This window comes from Streptomyces sp. NPDC054834 (assembly GCF_053611185.1).
Genome location: NZ_JBSGZV010000048.1, coordinates 47,073 through 72,754, shown reverse-complemented (window position 1 = coordinate 72,754; position 25,682 = coordinate 47,073). Strand labels below are relative to the sequence as shown.

Annotated in this window: 14 protein-coding genes, 1 tRNA gene and 1 rRNA gene; 12 read left to right on the top strand and 4 right to left on the bottom strand. The window is 71.0% G+C overall.

All coding sequences use genetic code 11. From position 1 onward, the window contains the following. The 3 genes from rrf to ACWGJM_RS40220 all read left to right on the top strand — a co-directional run. Positions 1-86: ribosomal RNA gene (gene rrf, locus ACWGJM_RS40230) — 5S ribosomal RNA — on the top strand; the annotation flags it as partial. 113 nt (positions 87-199) lie between these two features. Next, on the top strand, positions 200-862 hold the full coding sequence (locus ACWGJM_RS40225; RefSeq protein WP_453416713.1) for a DegT/DnrJ/EryC1/StrS family aminotransferase: 663 nt from the start codon (positions 200-202) through the stop codon (positions 860-862). 96 nt (positions 863-958) lie between these two features. Next, a tRNA-Thr gene (locus ACWGJM_RS40220) sits at positions 959-1,034 on the top strand. Positions 1,035-1,085: 51 nt separating this feature from the next. Here the strand turns inward: ACWGJM_RS40220 and ACWGJM_RS40215 are convergent. Then, positions 1,086-3,842: a SpoIIE family protein phosphatase gene (locus ACWGJM_RS40215; protein ID WP_453416711.1), complete on the bottom strand. Its 2,757-nt coding sequence runs from the start codon at positions 3,840-3,842 to the stop codon at positions 1,086-1,088. Positions 3,843-4,218: 376 nt separating this feature from the next. Here ACWGJM_RS40215 and ACWGJM_RS40210 point away from each other — a divergent pair, with 376 nt between their 5' ends. The 9 genes from ACWGJM_RS40210 to ACWGJM_RS40170 all read left to right on the top strand — a co-directional run bounded on the left by ACWGJM_RS40210 (position 4,219) and on the right by ACWGJM_RS40170 (position 18,722). Further along, positions 4,219-9,678: a HAMP domain-containing protein gene (locus ACWGJM_RS40210; RefSeq protein ID WP_453416710.1), complete on the top strand. Its 5,460-nt coding sequence runs from the start codon at positions 4,219-4,221 to the stop codon at positions 9,676-9,678. Between the two features lie 327 nt (positions 9,679-10,005). Next, positions 10,006-10,689 carry a response regulator gene (locus tag ACWGJM_RS40205; RefSeq protein WP_453416709.1) on the top strand — a complete coding sequence of 228 codons (684 nt, stop codon included), beginning with the start codon at positions 10,006-10,008 and terminating at the stop codon, positions 10,687-10,689. A 124-nt stretch (positions 10,690-10,813) separates the two neighbouring features. Then, positions 10,814-13,582, top strand: a complete 2,769-nt coding sequence (locus ACWGJM_RS40200) for a DNA translocase FtsK (protein WP_453416708.1) — start codon at positions 10,814-10,816, stop codon at positions 13,580-13,582. A gap of 293 nt (positions 13,583-13,875) precedes the next feature. Next, positions 13,876-14,718, top strand: a complete 843-nt coding sequence (locus ACWGJM_RS40195; RefSeq protein ID WP_453416707.1) for a helix-turn-helix domain-containing protein — start codon at positions 13,876-13,878, stop codon at positions 14,716-14,718. A 109-nt stretch (positions 14,719-14,827) separates the two neighbouring features. After that, positions 14,828-16,300, top strand: coding sequence for a 30S ribosomal protein S12 methylthiotransferase RimO (gene rimO, locus ACWGJM_RS40190; protein ID WP_453416706.1), 1,473 nt, complete (start codon positions 14,828-14,830; stop codon positions 16,298-16,300). Beyond that, positions 16,297-17,073, top strand: coding sequence for a CDP-diacylglycerol--glycerol-3-phosphate 3-phosphatidyltransferase (pgsA, locus tag ACWGJM_RS40185; protein ID WP_453416705.1), 777 nt, complete (start codon positions 16,297-16,299; stop codon positions 17,071-17,073). The genes rimO and pgsA overlap by 4 nt, the downstream gene beginning before the upstream one ends. Beyond that, positions 17,070-17,615 (top strand): CinA family protein, encoded by a 546-nt coding sequence (locus tag ACWGJM_RS40180; protein ID WP_453416704.1) that lies wholly within the window; start codon positions 17,070-17,072, stop codon positions 17,613-17,615. Before pgsA ends, ACWGJM_RS40180 begins: the two co-directional genes overlap by 4 nt. Positions 17,616-17,724: 109 nt before the next feature. Continuing rightward, a complete protein-coding gene (locus ACWGJM_RS40175; protein WP_361454779.1) occupies positions 17,725-18,099 on the top strand; it encodes a helix-turn-helix domain-containing protein in 375 nt (124 codons plus the stop codon). Between the two features lie 152 nt (positions 18,100-18,251). Beyond that, positions 18,252-18,722, top strand: a complete 471-nt coding sequence (locus ACWGJM_RS40170) for a Dps family protein (protein WP_453416703.1) — start codon at positions 18,252-18,254, stop codon at positions 18,720-18,722. Between the two features lie 314 nt (positions 18,723-19,036). On the opposite strand, the gene ACWGJM_RS40165 is transcribed toward ACWGJM_RS40170, so the two are convergent. Genes ACWGJM_RS40165 through ACWGJM_RS40155 form a run of 3 tightly spaced genes read right to left on the bottom strand, consistent with a single transcriptional unit; the run spans position 19,037 to position 25,677 of the window. Further along, a complete protein-coding gene (locus tag ACWGJM_RS40165; protein WP_453416702.1) occupies positions 19,037-19,801 on the bottom strand; it encodes an SDR family NAD(P)-dependent oxidoreductase in 765 nt (254 codons plus the stop codon). A gap of 32 nt (positions 19,802-19,833) precedes the next feature. Then, positions 19,834-20,679, bottom strand: a complete 846-nt coding sequence (locus ACWGJM_RS40160) for a DNA-formamidopyrimidine glycosylase family protein (protein WP_453416701.1) — start codon at positions 20,677-20,679, stop codon at positions 19,834-19,836. Positions 20,680-20,736: 57 nt separating this feature from the next. Next, positions 20,737-25,677 (bottom strand): Lhr family ATP-dependent helicase, encoded by a 4,941-nt coding sequence (locus ACWGJM_RS40155; RefSeq protein ID WP_453416700.1) that lies wholly within the window; start codon positions 25,675-25,677, stop codon positions 20,737-20,739. Between the last annotated feature and the right edge of the window lie 5 nt (positions 25,678-25,682).

Genomic DNA, 25,682 nt, shown 5'->3' with positions numbered 1-25,682 from the left:
GTTACATTCCGAACCCGGAAGCTAAGCCTCACAGCGCCGATGGTACTGCAGGGGGGACCCTGTGGGAGAGTAGGACACCGCCGAACAAATATTGATGGGTTGGTCCCTGAACTTCGGTTCGGGGACCAACCCATTTTTGTTATGTGTTACTTGAAGTTCACGTTCCGCAACCAGCATCCATCTCATGGGTACTGCTGCAATGCTCAGGGCCGCCGGCGTCGGAGTCGGTGACGAGGTCGTCGTGCCGGCCTTCGGAAACGTGGAGGTCGCCGAGGCCGTGACCCTGGCCGGTGCGCTTCCGGTGTTCGCCGACATAGATCCGGCGACGTACTGCCTCGACGCCGAGGCCGTCGAGGCCGCCGTAACTCCTCGTACCGCGGCGGTCGTTGCCGTGCACCGCTTCGGACGTCGGGCGGACATCGCCCGGTTGCACGTGGTCGGTCAGCGGAACGGGCTGCTGGTGCTGGAGCAGGGCGAGTCCGAGGCGCCGTACGACGAGGTCGCCCAGCGCAGGGAGCGGGCCGCCTATCTCGACGCCAAGCTCAGGGGCGTGCGTACGCCCGACGGCGGTGACGGACACACCTACCAGCAGTACGTGGTGCGGGTGCCGGGCAACGGGCGGCCGGACCGGGACGCCTTCGCCAGGGCGATACGGGCCAAGGGAATTGAGTGCCGGGTGCCCGTGAAGACGCCGGTGCACCGGCTGCCGGAGTTCCGGCGCTGCGTGGCACTGCCGGAGACCGAGCGGGCCGCGGACGAGACGCTCGCGCTGCCCGTGGACGCGTCGTTGACGAGGCGGGAGATGCAGCGGATCGTGTCCGCGTGCAATGCCCTCGGAGGGCTGCTCCAGCCCGCTTTCTGAGTGGGCGGTGAGCGTGCGCTGAACGAGTTTGGGAACCCGGGTCTGTTCGGGGTACGATCTCTTTCGTTGCGGCGAGGGAAACCTCGAAAGCGACAGGCCCCTATAGCTCAGTCGGCAGAGCGTCTCCATGGTAAGGAGAAGGTCAACGGTTCGATTCCGTTTGGGGGCTCCAGCAGAAGGATCCAAAAGACCCCGCCCACTCGGGCGGGGTCTTTTTCGTGTCCTACTCTGTCTGGATACCCGGGACGCGCATCGCCAGGATGGCCATGTCGTCGGACGGGGCGTCGGACGCGAAGCGCTCCACCGCGCGCATGATCCGGGCGGCCACCGCCCCCGCGGTGAGGCCCGTGCAGGTTGTCAGGACCTCCGCGAGGCCGTCGTCGCCCAGCATGCGGGTGCCCTCACGGCGTTCCGTGACACCGTCCGTGACGCACAGCAGGACGTCGCCCGGGTCCAGGACGACCGTCTCCTCGTACAGCTCCAGGTCCTCGATGACGCCGAGGAGCGGCTGGGGCTCGGCCGCCGCCTCCACCGTGCCGTCCGGGCGCAGGCGCAGGGGGAGTGGGTGGCCGGCGCACACCACCTTGAGCTCGGCGCTGCCGTCCTCCCGAGGCCGCAACTCGCCGTACAGAAGCGTCAGGAAGCGGCTGCGGGCGCCCTCGTCGAGGATGGCGGAGTTCAGGCGTTCGAGGACCGCGGGGCCGCTCAGCCCCTCGCGTGCCAGCAGGCGCAGCGCGTGCCGGGCCAGGCCGGTGACCGCGGCGGCGTTCGGACCCGTACCGCAGACGTCGCCGATGGCGAAGCCGTACGCGCCGTCGCTGATCGGGAAGACGTCGTAGAAGTCGCCGCCGACCTCGTTGCCCTCGCCGGCCGCGCGGTAGATGACCTCGACCTCGACGCCGTTGATCTGTGGCAGTCCGGGCGGCAGGAGGCTGCGCTGGAGGGCCTGGCTGATGGCCGTCCGCTCCGAGTACAGGCGGGCGTTGTCCAGGGCCAGGGCGGCCCTGCGGGACAGGTCCTCGGCCAGTTCCAGGATCTCCTGGCGGAAGTGCTCGTCGGTGGGTTTGCCCAGCGTCAGCATGCCGATGACGCGGTTGCGGGCGACCAGCGGCAGGACAACGGTCTCGCCGCCGACCGCGGAGGCCGTGGCGAGCGTGGGGCCGATGCTCGAGGACACCGGGTAGGCGGGCCCGCCGGTCAGGCCGAGGCTGCGCATCGAGGAGCGCAGCGCCGCCTGGTGGGCCATCTCGCCGGGGGCCGACCAGACGCGGGCACCCGGCGTCGGTACCGGGTCGGGCGGGGGGACCTTCGACAGCAGGGACTTGATGCCGTCGATGAGCTCCTCGTCCTCGTGCAGCACGTACGACAGGTACGGCTCGGAGGCCTGGTCGGCGATGGTGTAGACGGCGCACCAGGTGGCGAGGGTCGGTACCGTCATCTGCGCCATCAGGGCGAGGGTCTGATCGCGGTCGAGGGTGCCGGCGAGCAGGTCGGAGGCCTCGACGAGGAAGCTGAGCGAACCGCGGCGCAGGCGTTCCAGCTCTCCCAGGCGGGCCGATTCGACGGCCAGGGCGATCCGGTCGGCGGCGAACTGGAGGCGCAGGGCCTCCTCGTTGGAATATCTGCCTGGAGCCTCCGCCGCGACGCCGAGGGATCCGGTGAGGCGGCCCTCGACCTTCAGCGGCACGGTGACGACCGAGCGCATGCCCGTGTCGTTGAGGAGGGGGACGGCGCCGCGGACCGCGGTGAGGTCGTCGTGGACGGCGGGCATGCGGGCCGAGCCGTAACGGCCGGGGCCCGCCTCGACGGGTACGCGGGCGAAGCGCTGGCGGGCGGAGGGCAGGCCGGTGGAGGCGCGGACCTCCAGCTCCGTCTCGTCGTCGGTCGCGAGCAGCAGGAAGGCGGCGTCTCCGTCGAGCATGTCGCGGGCGCGTTCGACGGTGCGCTGAAGGAGGCCGTCGAGGTCGTCCGGCGCCGGGGAGCCGATGAACACCTCGAAGGGGTCGGTGCTCTGGCCGTCGGCGGCCGGGGCCGCGTCGGAGGACGGCAGGCGCATCGGCGTCTGGAGGACGGCGCGCTCATGGTCCCGTACCAGGAGGCAGACCGTGGAAGGCTCGCCGGCGGTGTCGCGGACCCGGAGGTGGGAGGCGTACACCGGGGTCACCCGGCCGTCGGCGCCGCGGATGCCGTAGGTGCCCTCCCAGCGGGAGAGCTGGAGTGCCTCGGCGATTCCGGTGCCGGTGCCCGGGGTGTGCGGCCAGGCCGCGAAGTCGGTCAGGGGCCTGCCGGTGACCTGGCCGACGGTGTGGCCGAAGAGTTCCTCGGCGTCCTCGTTCCAGGCCGTGATGGAGCCCTTGCGGTCGATCTGGACGACCGCGACGCGGACCCGGCCGTCGGCCAGCGGGAGGAGGTCGGCGGGCAGGGACGGGCCGGCGGCGCGGGTGCCGACCGGGCGTTCGGGCAGGTCGAGTTGGAACCAGACGTTCTTGTGGGTGGGCGTGTAGTCCACCCCCCAGCGGGCGGCCAGGGCCGCGCACAGCTGGAGTCCGCGGCCGCCCTCGCGGTCGGGGCTGCCCATGGTGGCGGCCGGGCCCTGGAGGGGCACCTCGCGCTCGGGATACCGGTCGGCCACCTCGATGCGCACGCCGTCCTCGGCGCGCAGGCACAGCACATCGGCGGCGGTGCCCGCGTGGACGACGGCGTTGGTCACCAGTTCGCTGGTGAGGACCACCGCGTCGTCCACGATGTCGGCGAAACCCCAGCCCTGGAGGGTGTCACGGACGAAGGATCGGGCGGTCGCCACCGATCGTCCGACGGGCTCGAAGCTGGCGGCCGCGCGCGCGGTGATCACAAAACTCCTCGACCGGTTGTCGACGTGCAGGGATCCGGTGCCGTCCGGCTCGCGCCGCTGATGCGGCATCCGCGTGCCCGTCGGCCGGGGGTCCGGGGGCTGTCCCCCCGGGATCAGTCCGGTGGTCATGGTCTGCGGCCGCCCCTCCGATGCCCGCTCGTTCTCGTGCCACCGCCCAGGCCGGACGGACCGGTGTGGCTGGACAGCCGCATGCAAGGTTACTTACCTTCGCGGTCCGTGAGGATGCCGGTCGGCGGTGATTACGCCCCCAGGGTGTGCGGACGATGTGCGAAGCTGCCGAACTGTTATGGCCTGGTTCGGCCGGGGTGAAACACTGGGCAAGCTTCTGGTGAAGGTCCGGTCAGGCTGAGTGCGTTCCGTGTACGGAGGGCAGCAGCCCTGGTGCGAGCGGATCTCTTCTGGCAGAAATGCGCACGAGTAACCGGTAGCCGAACAGAAGTACCCGAGCACAGCAGTAACGGTCGATCCCTGCGGGAGGGACACAGTGGAGTCTGGCGCAGCGACGCGGAGCACGAACACGCGCGCGAAAGGCGGACCGTCCCAGGGCAGGCGGCGGGGCGGCACCACCCAGGTGGACACCGCCGCCCTGGACCGGCTGCTGGTGGCTCTCGGGGCCATGCGGGACGGGAATTTCCGCAAGCGGCTCACGGTGTCCGGGGACGGCGTGATGTCGGAGATCGCGGCCGTGTTCAACGAGGTGGCCGACCGGAATCTGCACCTGACGGGTGAACTGTCGCGAGTGCGGCGTGTGGTGGGACGTGAGGGAAAACTCACGGAACGGCTGGAGACCGGCGCCTGCGAGGGTTCCTGGGCCTCGGCCATCGACGCGTCGAACGCGCTCGTCGACGATCTCGTACGACCGGTGTCCGAGGTCGGCCGGGTGCTGTCCGCGGTGGCGGAGGGCGATCTGTCGCCGCGCATGGAGCTCAGGACGCAGGCGCCGGACGGGACCGGGCATCCGTTGCGGGGCGAGTTCCTGAAGGTCGGGCGGACCGTCAACAACCTGGTCGACCAGTTGTCGACGTTCACCGACGAGGTCACGCGCGTGGCCAGCGAGGTGGGCACCGAGGGCAAGCTGGGCGGTCAGGCCCGGGTGCGCGGTATGTCCGGTTCGTGGAAGGACCTGACGGAATCCGTCAACACCATGGCGAACCGGCTCACCGCGCAGGTGCGTGACATCGCGCTGGTGACCACGGCGGTCGCGCGGGGTGACCTGTCACGCAAGGTCACCGTGCATGTGGCCGGCGAGATGCTGGAGCTGAAGAACACCGTCAACACGATGGTGGAGCAGCTGTCCTCGTTCTCCTCCGAGGTGACCCGTGTCGCCCGTGAGGTGGGCACGGAGGGCATCCTGGGCGGGCAGGCGCAGGTGCCCGGGGTCGCCGGGGTGTGGAAGGAGCTCACCGACTCCGTCAACACCATGGCGGGCAACCTCACCGCCCAGGTGCGAGGGATCTCCCAGGTCACCACGGCCGTGGCCAACGGTGATCTGTCGCAGAAGGTGACCGTTCCGGCGCGTGGCGAGGTCGCGCAGCTCGCCGAGACCATCAACCAGATGACCGAGACGCTGCGGATCTTCGCCGACGAGGTCACCCGTGTGGCCAACGAGGTCGGAGCCGAGGGGCAGCTCGGCGGGCAGGCGAACGTGCCGGGCGCGGCGGGCACCTGGAAGGACCTGACGGACTCCGTCAACACCGTGTTCCGGAATCTGACCACACAGGTGAGGGACATCGCCGCGGTGACGACGGCGGTGGCCAGCGGTGACCTCTCGCAGAAGGTCACCGTGGACGTGGCCGGCGAGATGCTGGAGCTGAAGAACACCGTCAACGGGATGGTCGACCAGCTGTCGGCGTTCGGTGCCGAGGTCACCCGCGTGGCGCGGGAGGTCGGTGTCGAGGGTGAGCTGGGCGGTCAGGCGCAGGTGCCGGGGGCGGCCGGTACGTGGAAGGACCTGACGGACTCCGTCAACACGGCGTTCCGCAACCTCACCGGTCAGGTGCGCAACATCGCCCAGGTGACGACGGCGGTGGCCAACGGTGACCTCTCCCAGAAGGTCACGGTGGACGTCTCCGGTGAGATGCTCCAGCTGAAGAACACCGTCAACACGATGGTGGACCAGCTGTCGAGCTTCGCCGACCAGGTGACGCGGATGGCGCGGGACGTGGGCACGGAGGGCCGCCTGGGCGGTCAGGCGCGGGTGGACGGCGTCTCCGGTACGTGGAAGGAGTTGACGGACTCCGTCAACTTCATGGCCGGCAACCTCACCTCGCAGGTGCGGCAGATCGCCCAGGTGACGACCGCGGTGGCCCGGGGTGACCTGTCGCAGAAGATCGACGTCGACGCGCGTGGGGAGATCCTCGAGCTGAAGAACACCATCAACACGATGGTCGACCAGCTCTCCGCCTTCGCCGACCAGGTCACCAAGGTGGCCCGCGAGGTGGGTACGGACGGCCGCCTCGGCGGTCAGGCGCAGGTGCCCGGCGTGGCCGGTGTGTGGCGCGACCTGACCGACTCGGTGAACGGCATGGCCGGCAACCTCACCGCCCAGGTGCGCAACATCGCGCAGGTCGCGACCGCGGTGGCCCGGGGTGACCTGTCGCAGAAGATCACCGTGGACGCGCGCGGGGAGATCCTCGAGCTGAAGAACACCCTGAACACGATGGTCGACCAGCTCTCGTCGTTCGCCCAGGAGGTCACGCGCGTCGCGCGCGAGGTGGGCACCGAGGGCATGCTCGGCGGTCAGGCGGAGGTCCAGGGGGTCGCGGGCACCTGGAAGGACCTCACGCAGTCCGTGAACTTCATGGCCAACAACCTGACCATCCAGGTCCGCAACATCGCCGAGGTCACCACGGCGGTCGCCAAGGGCGACCTGTCGAAGAAGATCACCGTTGACGCCAAGGGTGAGATCCTTGAACTCGTCACGACGGTCAACACGATGGTTGACCAGCTGTCCAGCTTCGCCGAGCAGGTGACCCGGGTGGCGCGCGAGGTGGGCACCGAGGGCATTCTGGGCGGGCAGGCGCGCGTGCCGGGTGTCACGGGCATCTGGAAGGACCTCAGCGACAACGTCAACCTGATGGCCAACAACCTGACCATGCAGGTGCGGAACATCTCCCAGGTGTCGGCCGCGGTCGCCAACGGCGACCTGACCCGGCAGGTCACGATCGAGGCGAGCGGCGAGGTGGCGCAGCTCGCCGACACGATCAACACGATGGTCAAGACGCTGAGCTCGTTCGCCGACCAGGTCACCAAGGTGGCCCGCGAGGTGGGCACGGACGGCATCCTCGGTGGTCAGGCGCGCGTGCCGGGTGTGGCCGGTACGTGGAAGGACCTCACCGAGTCGGTGAACGGGATGGCGTCCAACCTGACCGGTCAGGTGCGCAACATCGCCATGGTCACCACAGCCATCGCCAAGGGTGACTTGACGAAGAAGATCGACATTGACGCCCGCGGCGAGATCCTTGAGCTCAAGACGACGATCAACACCATGGTCGACCAGCTGTCCAGCTTCGCCGAGGAGGTCACCCGGGTGGCCCGCGAGGTGGGCACCGAGGGGCAGCTCGGCGGTCAGGCGCGTGTGCGTGACGTCGACGGCACCTGGCGGGACCTGACGGAGTCCGTGAACGAGATGGCCGGGAACCTGACCCGGCAGGTGCGTGCCATCGCGCGCGTGGCGACCGCGGTGACCCGCGGCGACCTGAACCTGAAGATCGACGTCGACGCCTCCGGCGAGATCCAGGAGCTTCAGGACTACATCAACAAGATGATCGCCAACCTGCGCGACACCACGATCGCCAACAAGGAGCAGGACTGGCTCAAGGGCAACCTCGCCCGTATCTCCGCGCTGATGCAGGGCCGCCGCGACCTGGAGGACGTGGCCTCGCTGATCATGAGCGAGCTGACACCGGTGGTCTCCGCGCAGCACGGCGCGTTCTTCCTCGCGATGCCACTCGTCGACGGCAAGGACATGAGCGCCGAGAGCGAGGACGCGTACGAGCTGCGGATGCTGGGTTCGTACGGCTACTCGATGGGTTCCATGCCGACGTCGTTCCGGCCGGGTGAGGGGCTGATCGGAACGGCCGCCCAGGAGAGGCGCACGATCATCGTGGAGAACGCCCCCAGCGGCTACCTGAAGATCTCCTCGGGGCTCGGAGAGGCCCCGCCCGCACAGGTGGTCGTGCTGCCGGTGCTGTTCGAGAACACGGTCCTCGGCGTCATCGAGTTGGCGTCCTTCACGCCGTTCACGCAGATCCAGAAGGACTTCCTCAACCAGATCGCCGAGATGATCGCCACCAGCGTCAACACCATCTCCGTCAACACCAAGACGGAGGTTCTGCTGCGGCAGTCGCAGGAGCTGACCGAGCAACTCAGGCTGCGGTCGGAGGAATTGGAACAGCGGCAGAAGGCGCTCCAGGCCTCCAACGCCGAACTGGAGGAGAAGGCCGAGCTGCTGGCCCAGCAGAACCGCGACATCGAGGTGAAGAACACCGAGATCGAGGAGGCGCGGCAGGTCCTGGAGGAGCGCGCCGAGCAGCTCGCGGTCTCCATGCGCTACAAGAGCGAGTTCCTGGCCAACATGTCGCACGAGCTGCGCACGCCGCTGAACTCGCTGCTGATCCTGGCGAAGCTGCTCGCCGACAACGCCGAGGGCAACCTCTCCCCGAAGCAGGTCGAGTTCGCCGAGACGATCCACGGGGCGGGCTCCGACCTGCTCCAGCTGATCAACGACATCCTGGACCTGTCGAAGGTCGAGGCGGGCAAGATGGACGTCTCCCCGACGCGTATCGCGCTGGTCCAGCTCGTGGACTATGTGGAGGCCACCTTCCGGCCGCTGACCGCCGAGAAGGGCCTCGACCTGTCCGTGCGGGTCTCGCCGGAGCTGCCCGCCACGCTGCACACGGACGAGCAGCGGTTGCTCCAGGTGCTGCGGAACCTGTTGTCCAACGCCGTGAAGTTCACCGACTCCGGCTCGGTCGAGCTGGTGATCCGGCCGGCCGGATCGGACGTGCCGGTGCGTATCCGGGAGCAGCTGCTGGAGGCCGGGTCGCTGGCCGACGCGGACGCGCCGCTGATCGCGTTCTCCGTGACCGACACCGGCATCGGCATCGCCGCCGGCAAGATGCGGGTGATCTTCGAGGCGTTCAAGCAGGCGGACGGCACCACCAGCCGCAAGTACGGCGGTACGGGCCTCGGGCTGTCGATCTCGCGGGAGATCGCCCAGCTGCTTGGCGGTGAGATCCACGCGCAGAGCGAGACGGGACGCGGCTCGACGTTCACGCTGTATTTGCCGCTGCACCCCAGCGAACTGCCGCCGCAGGGCTACCAGCAGTCCCTGCCCGCGCTGGAGGCGGGCGACCTGGTCGCCTCGGAGGCCCACTCCACCGAGCTGTCCCCCGTGGAGATCGAGACGCCCGCCGAGGTGAAGTCGTACCAGGAGACCCAGAACGGCGCCGCCGCGCTCTTCCGGCGCCGTCGCCGGGGCGCTCCGCCGAACGAGCAGCGCACCGACCACTGGCCGGTCGCCGGGCAGCAGGAGCCGGCGCACCCGTCGCACCAGCCGGTGCGGTTCGGCGGGGAGAAGGTGCTGATCGTCGACGACGACATCCGCAACGTCTTCGCGCTCACCAGCGTCCTGGAGCAGCACGGCCTGTCCGTGCTGTACGCGGAGAACGGCCGTGAGGGCATCGAGGTGCTGGAGCAGCACGACGACGTGGCGGTCGTGCTGATGGACATCATGATGCCCGAGATGGACGGGTACGCGACCACCACGGCGATCCGACGGATGCCTCAGTTCGCCGGGCTGCCGATCGTGGCGCTGACCGCCAAGGCGATGAAAGGCGACCGGGAGAAGGCGATCGAGTCGGGTGCTTCCGACTATGTGACGAAGCCGGTCGACCCCGATCACCTGTTGGCGGTGATGAAGCAGTGGATGCGCGGGGAATGACCGCCGGGTGAGCCTCGCATGAGCGACGCATGAGCGCTGAGTGACCGTGTCGGCGTGCCCGGGTGAAAGTCGGGTGAAGGTGCCGGGAACCGGCGATGCGTGTGCGAAGTTGTTGACGCAGGGTGGCCGCGGAGGTGTGGAAGTGCGGGAATCGGGGAACCTTCTGGTCTCTCGCCGCGTTTCTGCTATGTGCACAGTGACATCGCGGTGACAGGGTGTGGCGACAGGCGGGGTGCGGCTACCATGACCGGCACAAGGACGGGCGGCGAAAGGGAGTCGTCCCCTGGGGCGGCGCCCGGTGTACCGCCGGGGCGAGGAGGACGGGCCATGGTGCAGAAGGCCAAGATCCTCCTGGTCGATGACCGGCCGGAGAATCTGCTGGCGCTGGAGGCCATCCTCTCTGCGCTCGATCAGACACTGGTGCGGGCATCCTCCGGGGAGGAAGCGCTCAAAGCACTACTCACGGACGATTTCGCGGTCATTCTGCTGGATGTCCAGATGCCGGGAATGGACGGTTTCGAAACCGCGGCGCACATCAAGCGGCGAGAACGGACCCGGGACATCCCGATCATCTTCCTCACCGCCATCAACCACGGGCCGCACCACACCTTCCGGGGCTACGCGGCGGGCGCGGTGGACTACATCTCCAAGCCGTTCGACCCCTGGGTGCTGCGCGCGAAGGTCTCCGTCTTCGTCGAGCTGTACATGAAGAACTGCCAGCTGCGGGAGCAGGCGGCGCTGTTGCGGCTGCAGTTGGAGGGCGGCAACGGCAAGGGCGCGGTCGGCGGTGGCAAGGAGTCGGCCGGACTCCTCGCCGAGCTGTCCGCCCGGCTCGCGGCGGTCGAGGAGCAGGCCGAGGCCCTGTCCAAGCAGCTTGACGACGAGTCGGCGGACGCGGCCGCGGTGGCCACCGCGGCCCATCTCGAACGCAAACTCACGGGGTTGCGCCGCGCACTGGACGCCCTGGAGCCGGGCACGGGCGGCGGCGCGCCGATGCCGTCGCAGAACTGACACCCGCGGCGGCCGGACTTGCGTATGAGCGGACGTCAGTTCCGTGCACTCCCAAGGACGACACGAACGGGTGAAGCACTGGGCACGCGTGTCCGCTGTCCTCTCCACCGGTAACCTCACATCCATGGCCTCACGTCCCTCCGCAGCCAAGAAGCAGCCCGCCAAGAAGGCGGCCGCTGCGGCGAAGGCTCCGGTGAAGAAGGCCGCCGCGAAGAAGGCCCCGGCGAAGAAGGCGCCCGCCAAGAAGGCCGCGGCGAAGAAAGCCGCGCCCGCGCCGAAACCCGCCCCCAACCCCACCGGGGGCGTCTACCGGCTGGTGCGCGCCCTCTGGCTGGGCCTGGCGCACGCCGTCGGCGCCGTCTTCCGCGGCATAGGACAGGGTGCGAGGAACCTCGACCCGGCCCACCGCAAGGACGGCATCGCGCTGCTGCTGCTCGGAATCGCTCTGATCGTCGCCGCCGGCACCTGGGCGGATCTGCGCGGCCCCGTAGGGGATCTCGTGGAGATCCTGGTGACCGGCGCCTTCGGCCGCCTCGACCTGCTGGTGCCGATACTGCTCGCGGTCATCGCCGTGCGGTTCATCCGGCACCCCGAGAAGCCGGAGGCCAACGGCCGGATCGTCATCGGCCTGTCCGCGCTCGTCATCGGCGTCCTCGGCCAGGTCCACATCGCCTGCGGCTCGCCCGCCCGCAGCGACGGCATGCAGGCGATAAGGGACGCCGGCGGCCTCATCGGCTGGGGCGCGGCGACGCCGCTGACGTACGCCATGACCGACGTCCTGGCCGTACCGCTGCTCGTGCTGCTGACGATCTTCGGCCTGCTCGTGGTCACCGCCACCCCGGTCAACGCCATCCCGCAGCGGCTGCGCGCGCTCGGCGTACGCCTGGGGCTCCTGCCCGACCCCGCCGACGACGAGTTCGACGAGTTCGCCGACGACGAACAGCGGTACGAGGACCAGTGGCGCGAGGCGCTGCCCGCGCGCCCCCGAAGGCGCCGGAGCGCCCCCGAGGCCTACGACCCCGACGGCGCCGAGCAGGAGGCACTCGCCAAGCGCCGGAGCCGCCCCAGGCGCTCGGCGGTGCCGCAGCCCGCCATGGACCGGCACATGGACGCCGTGGACATCGCGGCGGCCGCCGCGGCCGACCTCGACGGCGCCGTCCTGCACGGCATGCCGCCCTCGCGGATCGTCGCCGACCTCACCCAGGGCGTCAGCGTGGGCGACCGCGAGGACACGACGCCGACGCCCGTACCGGCCCCCGCGCCGGCTCCGGAGCAGACCGCGCCGCCCGTCCCGGCCCCGGCCGGGCGGCCCAAGCAGGAGAAGCTCAAGTCCGGACCGGTCCCCGACCTCACCAAGGCGGCCCCCGAGCAGTCCCGGGACCTGCCGCCGCGCGCCGAGCAGCTCCAGCTCTCCGGCGACATCACCTACGCGCTGCCCTCCCTCGACCTGCTCACCCGCGGCGGCCCCGGCAAGGCGCGCAGCGCTGCCAACGACGCGATCGTCGCCTCGCTCACCACCGTCTTCACCGAGTTCAAGGTCGACGCGGCCGTCACCGGCTTCACACGCGGCCCGACGGTCACCCGCTACGAGGTCGAGCTCGGCCCCGCCGTGAAGGTCGAGCGGATCACCGCACTGACCAAGAACATCGCGTACGCAGTCGCCAGCCCCGACGTGCGGATCATCAGCCCGATCCCCGGCAAGTCCGCGGTCGGCATCGAGATCCCCAACACCGACCGGGAGATGGTCAACCTCGGCGACGTACTGCGCCTCGCGGAGTCCGCGGAGGACGACGACCCGATGCTGGTCGCCTTCGGCAAGGACGTCGAGGGCGGCTACGTCATGCACTCGCTGGCGAAGATGCCGCACATGCTGGTCGCCGGCGCCACCGGCTCCGGCAAGTCGTCCTGCATCAACTGCCTGATCACCTCGGTCATGATGCGGGCGACCCCCGAGGACGTCCGGATGATCCTGGTCGACCCCAAGCGGGTGGAGCTCACCGCCTACGAGGGCATCCCGCACCTGATCACGCCGATCATCACCAACCCCAAGCGGGCCGCCGAGGCGCTCCAGTGGGTCGTGCGCGAGATGGACCTGCGCTACGACGACCTGGCGGCCTACGGCTACCGGCACATCGACGACTTCAACCGCGCCGTGCGCGAGGGGAAGGCCAAGCCGCCGGAGGGCAGCGAGCGGGAGCTCCAGCCGTACCCGTACCTGCTGGTGATCGTCGACGAGCTGGCCGACCTGATGATGGTCGCGCCGCGCGACGTCGAGGACGCGATCGTGCGCATCACGCAGCTCGCGCGCGCGGCCGGTATCCATCTGGTGCTCGCCACGCAGCGCCCGTCGGTAGACGTCGTCACCGGCCTGATCAAGGCGAACGTGCCCTCCCGGCTCGCCTTCGCCACCTCCTCGCTCGCCGACTCCCGGGTCATCCTCGACCAGCCAGGTGCCGAGAAGCTGATCGGCAAGGGCGACGGTCTGTTCCTGCCGATGGGAGCGAACAAGCCGACCCGTATGCAGGGCGCGTTCGTGACCGAGGAAGAGGTCGCCGTCGTCGTCCAGCACTGCAAGGACCAGATGGCGCCGGTCTTCCGGGACGACGTCACCGTCGGCACCAAACAGAAGAAGGAGATCGACGAGGACATCGGCGACGACCTCGACCTGCTGTGCCAGGCCGCCGAGCTGGTGGTCTCCACGCAGTTCGGGTCCACGTCCATGCTCCAGCGCAAGCTGCGCGTCGGCTTCGCCAAGGCCGGCCGGCTCATGGACCTCATGGAGTCGCGCAGCATCGTGGGACCGAGCGAGGGATCCAAGGCGCGTGACGTTCTCGTGAAACCCGATGACCTGGACGGCGTGCTCGCGGTGATACGCGGGGAGTCTGAGGGGTAGGGATTGGTCCCAAAGGGACACGGGCCGTCCGGTGGCCGGGATGGAGCCGGACTGTGGCTCCGTCGTGATCCACCCGTTAGAGAGCGGCGGGCAACCGTTTCCCTTTGTCGCACGTCAAGTTGAGCGAGAGGACAGGTGCGGGCTCGATTCTGGGGTTCGTGCCTGGCCCGTCGTCGGTATGTCGGGCCATACCGATGGCGTACAAGGCCCAACCGCCCGGTTGCCCCACCCTTTTGCACCCCCCCTAGACTGAACTTCCAGCACAGGTGGCTACACGCTCGAAAGGCGCCCCCGTGTCCATCGGCAACTCTCCTGAAGACGAGCGTCCGTTCCCCGACGTCTCCGAGGAAGCCCGTATCTCCATCGGCCGTACGCTGCGGCAGGCGCGCATCGCCGCCGGGCTCACCGTCGACGACGTCAGCAGCGCCACTCGGGTCCGCATCGCCATCGTGCACGCCATCGAGGCGGACAACTTCGCACCCTGCGGCGGCGACGTGTACGCCCGCGGGCACATCCGGACCCTGGCCAGGGCCGTGCACCTCGACCCCGCCCCGCTGCTGGCCCAGTTCGACGCCGAGCACGGCGGGCGCCCCGCCCCGACCCCGGCCGCCCCGCTGTTCGAGGCGGAACGTATCCGTCCCGAGCGGCGCGGGCCGAACTGGACCGCCGCCATGGTCGCCGCGATCGTCGCGGTGATCGGCTTCGTCGGGTTCACGGTCGTCAAGGGCGGCGGCTCCGGCAACGACGCGAAGGCCCAGGTCGCCGAGGGGGCCACGCCCACGACGAGCAAGGCCGCCTCGCCCACGCCCAAGAAGGACAAGACCGCCGGTCAGAAGGCCGACCCGTCCGACAGTGCCATCGCGGCCGCGCCCCAGGACAAGGTGACCGTCCGGGTCAGCGCCGCGGACGGGCGCAGCTGGATCTCGGCCAAGGACCACAACGGCCGCATGCTGTTCGACGGGCTCCTGAACAAGGGCGAGTCCAAGACCTTCCAGGACAGCACGAAGATCAATCTCATCCTGGGTGACGCCGGCGCCATACAGCTCTACGTCAACGGCAAGAAGATCGAGGACGACTTCCAGCCCGGGGCCGTGGAACGGCTGACGTACACCAAGGGCGACCCCGAGGTCGGCTAGCGGCCGCTGGGCACGAGCGGCCCGGAGAGGGTGTCTTCACACGGGGTTGGCCAAGATCGGCCAACCCCGTCGACGTGGGGTGTCAGCGGGACGAAGTAGTCTTGAGCCCATGCCTGAACGCCGTACCGTCGCACTTGTCACTCTCGGCTGCGCCCGTAACGAGGTGGACTCGGAGGAGCTCGCAGGCCGTTTGGAGGCGGACGGCTGGCAGCTCGTCGAGGACGCCGGGGACGCCGATGTCGCCGTGGTCAACACCTGTGGCTTCGTGGAGGCCGCCAAGAAGGACTCCGTGGACGCCCTTCTGGAGGCCAACGATCTCAAGGGCCATGGCAGAACCCAGGCCGTCGTGGCGGTGGGCTGCATGGCCGAGCGGTACGGCAAGGAGCTCGCCGAGGCCCTGCCCGAGGCCGACGGCGTGCTCGGCTTCGACGACTACACGGACATCTCCGACCGCCTGCAGACCATCCTCTCCGGCGGCATCCACGCCTCCCACACCCCGCGCGACCGCCGCAAGCTGCTGCCGATCAGCCCGGCCGAGCGGCAGACGGCGACCGATGTGGCCCTGCCCGGGCACGGCGCCCCGGCCGACCTGCCGGAGGGCCTGGCCCCGCAGTCGGGTCCCCGCGCGCCCCTGCGCCGCCGGCTGGACGGCGCCCCCGTCGCCTCGGTGAAGCTCGCCTCCGGCTGTGACCGGCGCTGCTCCTTCTGCGCCATCCCGTCCTTCCGCGGCTCCTTCATCTCCCGCCGCCCGAGCGACGTGCTGAACGAGACGCGGTGGCTGGCCGAGCAGGGCGTCAAGGAGATCATGCTGGTCTCCGAGAACAACACCTCCTACGGCAAGGACCTGGGCGACATCCGCCTGCTGGAGTCCCTGCTGCCCGAGCTGGCGGAGGTCGACGGGATCGAACGCGTGCGCGTCAGCTACCTCCAGCCGGCCGAGATGCGCCCGGGCCTGATCGACGTGCTGACCTCCACCCCGAAGGTCGCCCCGTACTTCGACCTGTCCTTCCAGCACTCCGCGCCCGCCGTGCTGCGCGCGATGCGGCGCTTCGGCGACACCGACCGCTTCCTGGAGCTGCTCGACACCATCCGGAGCAAGGCCCCGCAGGCCGGCGTGCGCTCGAACTTCATCGTGGGCTTCCCCGGCGAGTCCGAGGCGGACCTGGCCGAGCTGGAGCGCTTCCTGAACGGTGCGCGACTGGACGCCATCGGCGTCTTCGGCTACTCCGACGAGGAGGGGACGGAGGCGGCGACCTACGACGGCAAGCTCGACGAGGACGTCGTCGCCGAGCGGCTGGCGCACATCTCCCGGCTGGCCGAGGAACTCGTCTCGCAGCGGGCCGAGGAGCGCGTCGGTGAGACCGTGCACGTCCTCGTGGAGTCCGTGGACGACGAGGAGGGCGTGTACGGCCGCGCGGCGCACCAGGCCCCGGAGACGGACGGCCAGGTGCTGCTCACCAGCGGCGCCGGCCTGAGCGTCGGCCGTATGGTCGAGGCGAAGGTGGTCGGTACGGAAGGTGTCGACCTGGTGGCCGAGCCGCTCGAGGGCTCGCTCGCGTGTAGTGAGGAGGCGGACAGATGACCGGAGTCCCGGCGTCCGCCGCGGGCGGCTCCTCCGGCGCGCAGGGCGCCGCGGGCTCCGCCGGCGCCTCCGGCGCGGCGGCCGGCTCGGGCTCGGGCACCGCTGCTTCCGGTGCCTCCGCCGACGGTGCGCAGGGCGCGGCCAAGCCGCCCCGGGGCGCCAAGCTGGCGGCGGCGGCCGTCAACCAGGCGAGCGTCTGGAACGTCGCCAATCTGCTGACCATGCTCCGGCTGGTCCTGGTGCCCGGCTTCGTGGCCCTGATGCTGGCCAAGGGCGGGTACGACCCGGCGTGGCGCTCGCTGGCCTGGGCGGCCTTCGCCGTCGCCATGATCACCGACCTGTTCGACGGTCACCTGGCGCGTACGTACAACCTCGTCACCGACTTCGGGAAGATCGCCGACCCCATCGCCGACAAGGCCATCATGGGGGCGGCGCTGATCTGTCTGTCCGCACTGGGCGATCTGCCGTGGTGGGTCACGGCCGTGATCCTCGGCCGGGAACTCGGGATCACGCTTCTGCGTTTTCTGGTCATTCGGTACGGCGTCATCCCGGCGAGCCGCGGCGGCAAGCTGAAGACGCTCACCCAGGGCGTGGCCGTGGGGATGTACGTGCTGGCACTGACGGGATGGCTGGCGACCCTGAGGTTCTGGGTGATGGCGGTGGCGGTCGTTCTGACCGTTGTCACCGGTCTCGACTATGTGAGACAGGCCATTGTGCTGCGCCGGCGGGGAATCGCCGAGCGCCGGGCGGCGTTGGAGGAGTCGGAAGCGTGAGTTCCCCGGCCACTGAAGTGGTGCGACTACTGACGGTGAAGGGCGACACGGTCGCCGTCGCCGAGTCGCTCACCGGTGGGCTGGTGGCGGCGGAGATCACAGCCGTCCCTGGGGCGTCCAAGGTGTTCCGGGGCTCGGTCACCGCCTACGCCACCGACCTGAAGCAGGCGCTGCTCGGTGTCGACGCCACCCTGCTGGCCCAGCGCGGGGCGGTGGACGCGCAGGTCGCGGCCCAGATGGCCGCCGGTGTACGCAAGGCGCTGGGCGCCGACTGGGGGCTCGCGACGACGGGGGTCGCCGGCCCCGACCCGCAGGACGGGCAGCCCGTCGGGACGGTCTTCGTGGCCGTGGAGGGGCCGTTCGGGACCGTTTCCGGTTCTGCCGGTGGCGGAAAAGTCACAGCTCTGCGGTTGAACGGCAACCGTGCGGAAATTCGTATGGAGAGTGTACGGAGCGTGCTCGCACTGCTTCTCGAGCAGCTTGCGAGCGAACACAGCGGGAATGAGCGGGCACAGGATACGGAACGGAACGGGGGGTTTTGATGTTTGCAGCCCTGAGTGAACACGACATCGCTCCCCGCACGGCCGCAGCGCGAGGCGGTACGGTGGGGCGAGAAGGATGCGGCTACGCGGTCCGAGGAGGGAGCCACCGATGATTCTGCTCCGTCGCCTGCTGGGTGACGTGCTGCGTCGGCAGCGCCAGCGCCAGGGCCGTACTCTGCGCGAAGTCTCCTCGTCCGCCCGAGTTTCGCTCGGCTATCTCTCCGAGGTGGAGCGGGGGCAGAAGGAGGCTTCCTCCGAACTGCTCTCCGCCATCTGCGACGCGCTGGACGTACGGATGTCCGAGCTCATGCGGGAAGTGAGCGACGAGCTCGCCCTCGCCGAGCTGGCCCGGTCTGCCGCGGCCACCGAGCCCGTACCCACGCCGGTTCGCCCGATGCTGGGTTCCGTGTCGGTGACCGGTGTGCCACCGGAACGGGTGACCATCAAGGCGCCCGCCGAGGCGGTGGATGTCGTCGCCGCCTGACGCGACACGTCTGAGGCCCCGGCCGGGGCGTCTCCGGGAAGACCTGGAGGAGCCCCGGCCGGGGCCTTCGTGCTGCTGCCTCCGTTTGCCGGTGTCGGGTGGCGCGGTCATGGTGGAGGGACGTGACGGGGCCGAGGCATCGGAGGGTGCGCATGTCCGTCGTGAAGAGCCCACTGCCCGACGCAGACCTGAAGACCGTCTCGGAGGCGTTGCAGGGCGCCCTCGTGGACCTGGTGGACCTGTCGCTCGTCGCCAAGCAGGTCCACTGGAACATCGTCGGCCCCAGGTTCCGCTCCATCCATCTCCAGCTCGACGAGGTCGTCGCCTCCGCGCGGACCCACTCCGACACCGTGGCGGAACGGGCGTCGACGCTGGGCGTCCCGCCCGACGGACGCGCGGCGACCGTGGCGGCCGGCAGCGGCATCGCGACGGCGCCCTCGGGCTGGGTCAAGGACACGGACGCGGTGCGGGCCCTCGTGGACGCGCTGGGCGCGGTGATCACACGGATGCGGGACCGGGTGGCGGCGACCGGGGAGCCGGATCCGGTGTCCCAGAACATCTTCATCACCATCACCGCGGATCTCGAGAAGCATCACTGGATGTTCCAGGCCGAGAACGCGTGAGCCGGCCGGGGATGTCGTCGCCCGGCGTTGACGCCTCGGGTTGACGATTTTCCCGGCGTTGCATCAGTGAGCCGTTGGTGCGCCTCCCCGGCGGGTTCGGTGGCGTTCTAGCGTCCGGCTGGAGGAGGCGGCCATGGTGGGGCGGACAGTGCGCTGGGGAGTCGTCCTGGGACTCGGGACGGTGTGGTGGTGGGCCGTGGTACGGGTCGCCGTGGGGGACGGCGGCGTGGTCGAGGGGGCGGTCGTCACCGGGGGATGGGGGCTCAGTCTGCTGCCGGTGCACTGTGTGCCGAAGCGACGGGCGGCGGGGGGCCTTACCAGGGCATCGCCACACCACCGTTCGGACGCAGGATCTGGCCCGTCGTGAAGGCCGACGCGTCGGACGCCAGGTGCAGCACGGCGTGCGCGATGTCGTCGGCCTCGCCGACCCTGCCTAGCGGGGACATGCGGGCCATCAGGCCCTCGGTGTGCGCCTGGGCCTCGTGGTCGTGGCGGTCGGTCATCGGCGTGCGGATCCAGCCGGGGGCGACCGCGTTGACGCGGATGCCGTGCCGGCCGACCTCGGTCGCCAGCGTCTTGGTCAGCTGGACCACGGCCGCCTTCGCCGCGCTGTAGCAGAGCAGCCCCGGTCCGCCGGTGTCGATCGCGCCCGAGGCCATGGTGATGATGCTGCCCCGAGTGTGCCGGGCGAGCATCAGCCGGGCCGCCTCCTGGCAGGCGTACAGCACGCCCTTGAAGTTGACGTTCAGCACCCGGTCGAGGTCCTCGTCCCGGGTCTGGAGAACCGGGCTGCTGTGCATGACACCGGCGATCGCCGCCATCACGTCCAGCCGCTCGCAGGAGCGGACCGCCTCGCCGAGCCGGGCACGGTCGGTGACGTCGAGGGGGTGGGTGCGGGCGGTGCCGCCGCGGTCCTCGATGAGGGCCGCCGTCTCGTGCAGGCCCTTCGCGTCCCGGTCGGCGCAGTGCACCGTCGCGCCCGCCTCGGCGAGCAGGACGGCCGAGGCCCGGCCGATGCCACTGGCGGCGCCGGTGACGAATGCGGTGCGTCCGGTGAGGTCGTACGCCTTGACGGGCATGCAGCGACGGTACGAGCGTTTCTGACGGGCCGTCAATCGGCTGTGCGCCGATAGCGGTCCCGCCATTTCTGCGGCGCTCCCGGCACGGGGGCCGGGCCCCTCTGACAGGTGGGGCACCAGTAGGTGGGGCGTTCCTGGGTGCCGTCGCCCTGGTCCGCCACGCGGACCGATGTGTGGCAGCGCAGGCAGGGGCGGGGTGCCCGGCCGTACACGAACAGGTCGTGGTGGCGGACGCTCGTGGTCTGCCGGACCGGGCGGTCGCGGTTCGCATCGAGGAGCTTCTTGGCGAGGGCGGGCAGTTGGGCGGCGCGGTCCGCCGGGAGCGCGCCGACGGGCAGCCACGGGGTCACGCCGAGCAGAAAGCAGAGCTCGCTCTTGTAGATGTTGCCGATGCCGGCGAGATTGCGCTGATCGAGCAGGGCCTCGCCGAGCGGGCGGGCGGGGTCGGCCAGCACGTTGGCCAGGGCGCGTTCGGGGTCCCAGTCCGGGCCGAGCAGGTCGGGGCCGAGGTGTCCTACGACGTGTTCCTCCTCCCCGGTGCGGAGGAACTCCAGGACCTGAAGGCGGTAGCCGACGGCCGCGTGGTCGGTGGTGCCGAGGACGGCCCGGATCTGGTGGGCGGGGCCGCCCCGCCAGCGCTCGTCCGGGCCGTAGACCTTCCAGGCGCCCTCCATGCGGAGGTGGGTGTGCAGCGTCAGGCCGCCCTCGATCCGGGTGAACAGGTGTTTGCCGCGCGGGACGGTGCTCAGGACGGTCCGGCCGGTGAGGTCGACCGTGGCGTACTTGGGTACCCGGAAGTCGCTGCGGGTCAGCACCTTGCCCGCGAGCGCGCCGTGCAGCCTCTTCGCGGTCTGCCAGACCGTGTCACCTTCGGGCATGCGTCAAGGGTGACACGACGGGGTGACCCGCGGCGGACCGCGCGGTAGCCCCGCGGATCAGGCCCTGAGCCGCAGGCCGCGCGGGGTGGCGATGAATCCCGCTCCTTCCAGAAGGGCGCCGACGGGGGAGGTGAGGGCCGAGGCGCCGTTGACGCGCTCCACCGTGACCGTGCCGAGAGTGCCCGCGCGGGCGGCCGCCGCCAGGGCGTCCGCGGCCGAGCGGAGGCGGGGGTCGTCGGCCGCCTCCCTGTCCGGCGCACCGGGCCAGGCCAGCAGCGTCTTGCCGCCGCGCTCCATGTACAGCGTCAGCTCGCCGTCGACGAGCACCACCAGCGAGCCCGCCTTGCGGCCCGGCTTGTGCCCCGCCCCGTCCGGCGGCTCGGGCCATGACAGGGCCGCGCCGTAGGCGTTCGCGGGATCGGCGGCGGCCAGGACGACCGCCCGGGAGTCGGGGGCCGAAGGCGTACGGGTACGCGGGGCGCCGTAGGCGGCGCCGTACGGGGAGACGGGACCGCCCCGGGGGCCGCCGTAGCCGGGCGAGGAGAGACCGGAGGCGGCGTCGCGCGGGGAGACGTAGTCGCCCGGGCCGGCACGGTGGTCGGCCGGCCAGTCGAAGTCGGCGAAGTCCGCGATGCCGTGTTCTCCGTCGCCCTGGCCGAAGGGGTCCGCGTCCAGGTGGCTGTCGGGCGTGCCGAAGGGCTGGGGACTGGTGCCGCCGAAACCCGGGCCGGGCAGCCCCTCGCCCCGTTCGTACGCGTTGGACACCGCGCGCAGCCGGTCCACGGCTCCGTCCATCGCGAACTGCGCGGCGCCGAGGCCTTCCACCACGTAGCCGCGCCGGGCCTGTCCGGTCTCCTCGAATGCGGACAGGACGCGGTACACGGCCGAGAAGCCGCCCTCGACGCCCTCCGCGGCGACCGCGCCCCGGGTGACCACGCCGTGCCGGTCGAGGAGGGCGCGGGCCAGGGCGTGGGCGCGCACGGTCTGCTCCGGCTCGCGTTGGGGGAGCAGGGACCAGCGGCCCGCGACGGTCGGCGGCCCGCTGCGGGAGGCGGGGCGGGCGGCGGCCGTCAGCGAGCCGTAACGTCCGCGCGGAGCCGCGCGCTTGGCGCGGTGGGCGGTGGAGCCGGCGGTGCGGCCGGAACCCAGCAGGGAGCGCATCGGGGCCAGCGTGTCGTTGGTGAGCCGCCCCGACCAGGCCAGGTCCCAGACGGTGTCGGCTAGTTGCGGATCGGTGACGTCGGGGTGGGTGGTGGCGCGGACCTGGTCGGCGATCTGACGGAAGAACAGGCCGTAACCCCCCGAGAGGGCGTCCAGGACGGACTGGTGAAGGGCGGTCAGCTCCAGGGGGTGGGGCGGTGGCAGCAGCAGCGGGGCCGCGTCGGCCAGGTACAGGGAGACCCAGCCGTCCTTGCCGGGCAGCGCGCCCGCGCCCGCCCACACCACCTCCCCGGCGGCGGTCAGCTCGTCGAGCATCGACGGGGTGTAATTCGCCACGCGGGACGGCAGAACCAGCTTCTCCAAGGCGGATGCGGGCACGGACGCGCCCTGCAACTGCTCCACGGCGCGCACCAGTCCGTCCACGCCGCGCAGGCCGTGGCCCTTGCCGATGTGCTGCCACTGCGGGAGGAACTGCGCCAGCGCGGCCGGCGGCACCGGCTCCAGCTCGTGCCGCAGGGCGGCCAGCGACCGACGGCGCAGACGGCGCAGCACGGCCGCGTCGCACCACTCCTGGCCGATGCCCGCGGGATGGAACTCACCTTGGACGACACGCCCGTTGGCGGCCAGGCGCTGCAACGCGCCCTCCGTGACCGCCACGCCCAGACCGAAGCGGGCCGCCGCCGTGGCCGACGTGAAGGGGCCGTGGGTGCGGGCGTAGCGGGCGAGCAGGTCGCCCAGCGGGTCCTTGACCGGTTCGGTGAAGGCCTCGGGGACGCCGACCGGCAGCGCCGTGCCGAGGGCGTCTCGCAGGCGGCCCGCGTCCTCGATCGCCGCCCAGTGGTCGACGCCCGCGATGCGGACCCGGATGGCCCGGCGGGCACCGGCCAGCTCCCGCGCCCAGAGCGGCTCGGCACCCCGCTCGGCAAGCTCGGCTTCCGTGAGCGGCCCGAGCACCCGCAGGACGTCCGCGACGCCTTCGACGTCCTTGACGCGGCGGTCCTCGGTGAGCCACTGAAGCTCCCGCTCCAGCTCGGTCAGCACCTCCGCGTCCAGCAGCTCGCGCAGCTCCGCCTGGCCCAGCAGCTCGGCCAGCAGCCGGGAGTCCAGCGACAGCGCGGCCGCGCGGCGCTCGGCGAGGGGGGAGTCGCCCTCGTACAGGAACTGGGCGACGTACCCGAAGAGCAGGGAGCGGGCGAAGGGCGAAGGCTCGGGCGTGGTGACCTCGACCAGGCGGACCTTGCGGGACTCGAGGTCGCCCATCAGCTCGACGAGCCCCGGGACGTCGAAGACGTCCTGGAGGCATTCGCGGACCGCCTCCAGGACGATCGGGAACGAGCCGAACTCGCTGGCCACTTGCAGCAGCTGGGCGGCGCGCTGGCGCTGCTGCCACAGCGGTGTGCGCTTGCCGGGGTTGCGGCGCGGCAGCAGCAGGGCGCGGGCGGCGCACTCGCGGAAGCGGGACGCGAACAGCGCCGAGCCGCCGACCTGGTCGGTGACGATCTGGTTGACCTCGCCCTTGTCGAAGGCGACGTCCGCCGCGCCCACCGGGGCCTGGTCGGCGTCGTACTCCGTACCCGGGGACGCGCCGGCCTTCATCGGTTCCTGGTCGAGCAGGTCCAGGCCCATGAGGTCGGCGTCCGGCAGACGCAGCACGATGCCGTCGTCGGCGTGCATGACCTGGGCGTCCATGCCGTACCGCTCGGACAGGCGGGCGCCGAGCGCCAGCGCCCACGGGGCGTGCACCTGGGCGCCGAAGGGGGAGTGCACGACCACACGCCAGTCGCCGAGTTCGTCGCGGAAGCGCTCCACGACGATCGTGCGGTCGTCCGGGACGTGACCGCAGGCCTCACGCTGTTCGTCCAGGTACGACAGGACGTTGTCCGCCGCCCACGCGTCGAGGCCGGCCGCGAGGAGCCGCAGCCGGGCGTCGTCCTTGGGCAGCGAGCCGACCTCGCGCAGGAACGCGCCCACCGCGCGGCCCAGTTCCAGCGGGCGGCCCAGCTGGTCGCCCTTCCAGAAGGGCAGCCTGCCCGGCACGCCCGGCGCGGGGGAGACCAGGACGCGGTCGCGCGTGATGTCCTCGATGCGCCAGGAGCTCGTGCCGAGCGTGAAGACGTCGCCGACCCGGGACTCGTAGACCATCTCCTCGTCGAGTTCGCCGACCCGGCCGCCGCCCTTCTTGGGGTCGGCGCCGGCGAGGAAGACACCGAAGAGCCCGCGGTCGGGGATCGTGCCCCCGGAGGTGACCGCGAGGCGCTGGGCGCCCGGGCGGCCGGTGACGGTGCCGGTCACGCGGTCCCACACCACGCGCGGGCGCAGCTCGGCGAAGGCGTCGGAGGGGTAGCGGCCCGCGAGCATGTCCAGGACGGCCGTGAACGCCGATTCCGGGAGCGACGCGAAGGGGGCGGCGCGGCGGACCGTGACGAGCAGGTCGTCGAACTGCCAGCTGTCCAGCGCCGTCATCGCGACCAGCTGCTGGGCGAGGACGTCCAGGGGGTTGGCGGGCACCTTCAGGGACTCGATGGCGCCGGAGCGCATCCGCTCGGTGACCACCGCGGCCTGGACCAGGTCTCCTCGGTACTTGGGGAAGACCACACCGGTGGAGACCGCGCCCACCTGGTGCCCCGCGCGGCCGACACGCTGGAGGCCGGAGGCCACGGAGGGCGGGGACTCGACCTGGACGACGAGGTCGACGGCGCCCATGTCGATGCCCAGCTCGAGGCTGGAAGTGGCGACCACGGCCGGGAGACGGCCGGCCTTGAGGTCCTCCTCGACCAGGGCGCGCTGCTCCTTGGAGACCGAGCCGTGGTGGGCGCGCGCGATGACCGGGGGCGCGCCGTGGGCCGCGCCGGAGCCGCCCATGAGCTCGGCCGGCGAGTGGTGCTCGTCCAGAGGTTCGCCGGTCGCCCGCTCGTACGCGATCTCGTTGAGCCGGTTGCACAGGCGCTCCGCGAGCCGCCGGGAGTTGGCGAAGACGATCGTGGAGCGGTGGGCCTGGACCAGGTCGGTGATCCGCTCCTCGACGTGCGGCCAGATCGACGGCCGCTCCGCGCCCTCGCTGCCGTCGGCGACCGGGGAGCCGCCCAGCTCGCCCAGGTCCTCGACCGGGACGACGACGGACAGGTCGAACTCCTTGCCGGACTCCGGCTGGACGATCTCCACCTTGCGCTGCGGTGAGAGATAGCGGGCCACCTCGTCCACCGGGCGGACCGTCGCGGACAGGCCGATGCGGCGGGCCGGCCTCGGCAGCAGCTCGTCGAGGCGCTCCAGGGAAAGCGCGAGATGCGCACCGCGCTTGGTGCCCGCGACCGCGTGCACCTCGTCCAGGATCACCGTCTCCACACCGGTCAGCGCGTCGCGCGTGGCCGACGTCAGCATCAGGAACAGGGACTCCGGGGTGGTGATCAGGATGTCCGGCGGCCGTGTGGACAGGGCGCGGCGCTCGGCGGCCGGGGTGTCGCCGGAGCGGATGCCGACCTTGACCTCCGGCTCGGTCAGGCCCAGCCGCACGGATTCCTGGCGGATGCCGGTCAGGGGGCTGCGCAGGTTGCGCTCCACGTCCACCGCGAGGGCCTTCAGCGGAGACACGTACAGCACGCGGCAGCGCTTCTTCGGGTCCGCCGGCGGAGGCGTCGAGGCGAGCTGGTCCAGTGCGGCGAGGAACGCGGCCAGCGTCTTGCCCGAACCGGTCGGCGCGACCACCAGCACGTCCGAGCCCTCCCCGATGGCGCGCCACGCCCCCGCCTGCGCCGCGGTGGGCGCGGAGAAGGCCCCCGTGAACCAGCCGCGGGTCGCGGGGGAGAAGCCGTCGAGGGCCCGGTGTGCGGAGCTGACCATGCGTC

Coding starts and splice junctions, on each gene's coding strand:
- ACWGJM_RS40225 (WP_453416713.1), top strand. CDS start 200: ATGCTCAGGGCCGCCGGCGTCGGAGTCGGTGACGAGGTCGTCGTGCCG.
- ACWGJM_RS40215 (WP_453416711.1), bottom strand. CDS start 3,842: ATGACCACCGGACTGATCCCGGGGGGACAGCCCCCGGACCCCCGGCCG.
- ACWGJM_RS40205 (WP_453416709.1), top strand. CDS start 10,006: ATGGTGCAGAAGGCCAAGATCCTCCTGGTCGATGACCGGCCGGAGAAT.
- ACWGJM_RS40200 (WP_453416708.1), top strand. CDS start 10,814: ATGGCCTCACGTCCCTCCGCAGCCAAGAAGCAGCCCGCCAAGAAGGCG.
- rimO (WP_453416706.1), top strand. CDS start 14,828: ATGCCTGAACGCCGTACCGTCGCACTTGTCACTCTCGGCTGCGCCCGT.
- pgsA (WP_453416705.1), top strand. CDS start 16,297: ATGACCGGAGTCCCGGCGTCCGCCGCGGGCGGCTCCTCCGGCGCGCAG.
- ACWGJM_RS40175 (WP_361454779.1), top strand. CDS start 17,725: ATGATTCTGCTCCGTCGCCTGCTGGGTGACGTGCTGCGTCGGCAGCGC.
- ACWGJM_RS40170 (WP_453416703.1), top strand. CDS start 18,252: ATGTCCGTCGTGAAGAGCCCACTGCCCGACGCAGACCTGAAGACCGTC.
- ACWGJM_RS40165 (WP_453416702.1), bottom strand. CDS start 19,801: ATGCCCGTCAAGGCGTACGACCTCACCGGACGCACCGCATTCGTCACC.
- ACWGJM_RS40160 (WP_453416701.1), bottom strand. CDS start 20,679: ATGCCCGAAGGTGACACGGTCTGGCAGACCGCGAAGAGGCTGCACGGC.
- ACWGJM_RS40155 (WP_453416700.1), bottom strand. CDS start 25,677: ATGGTCAGCTCCGCACACCGGGCCCTCGACGGCTTCTCCCCCGCGACC.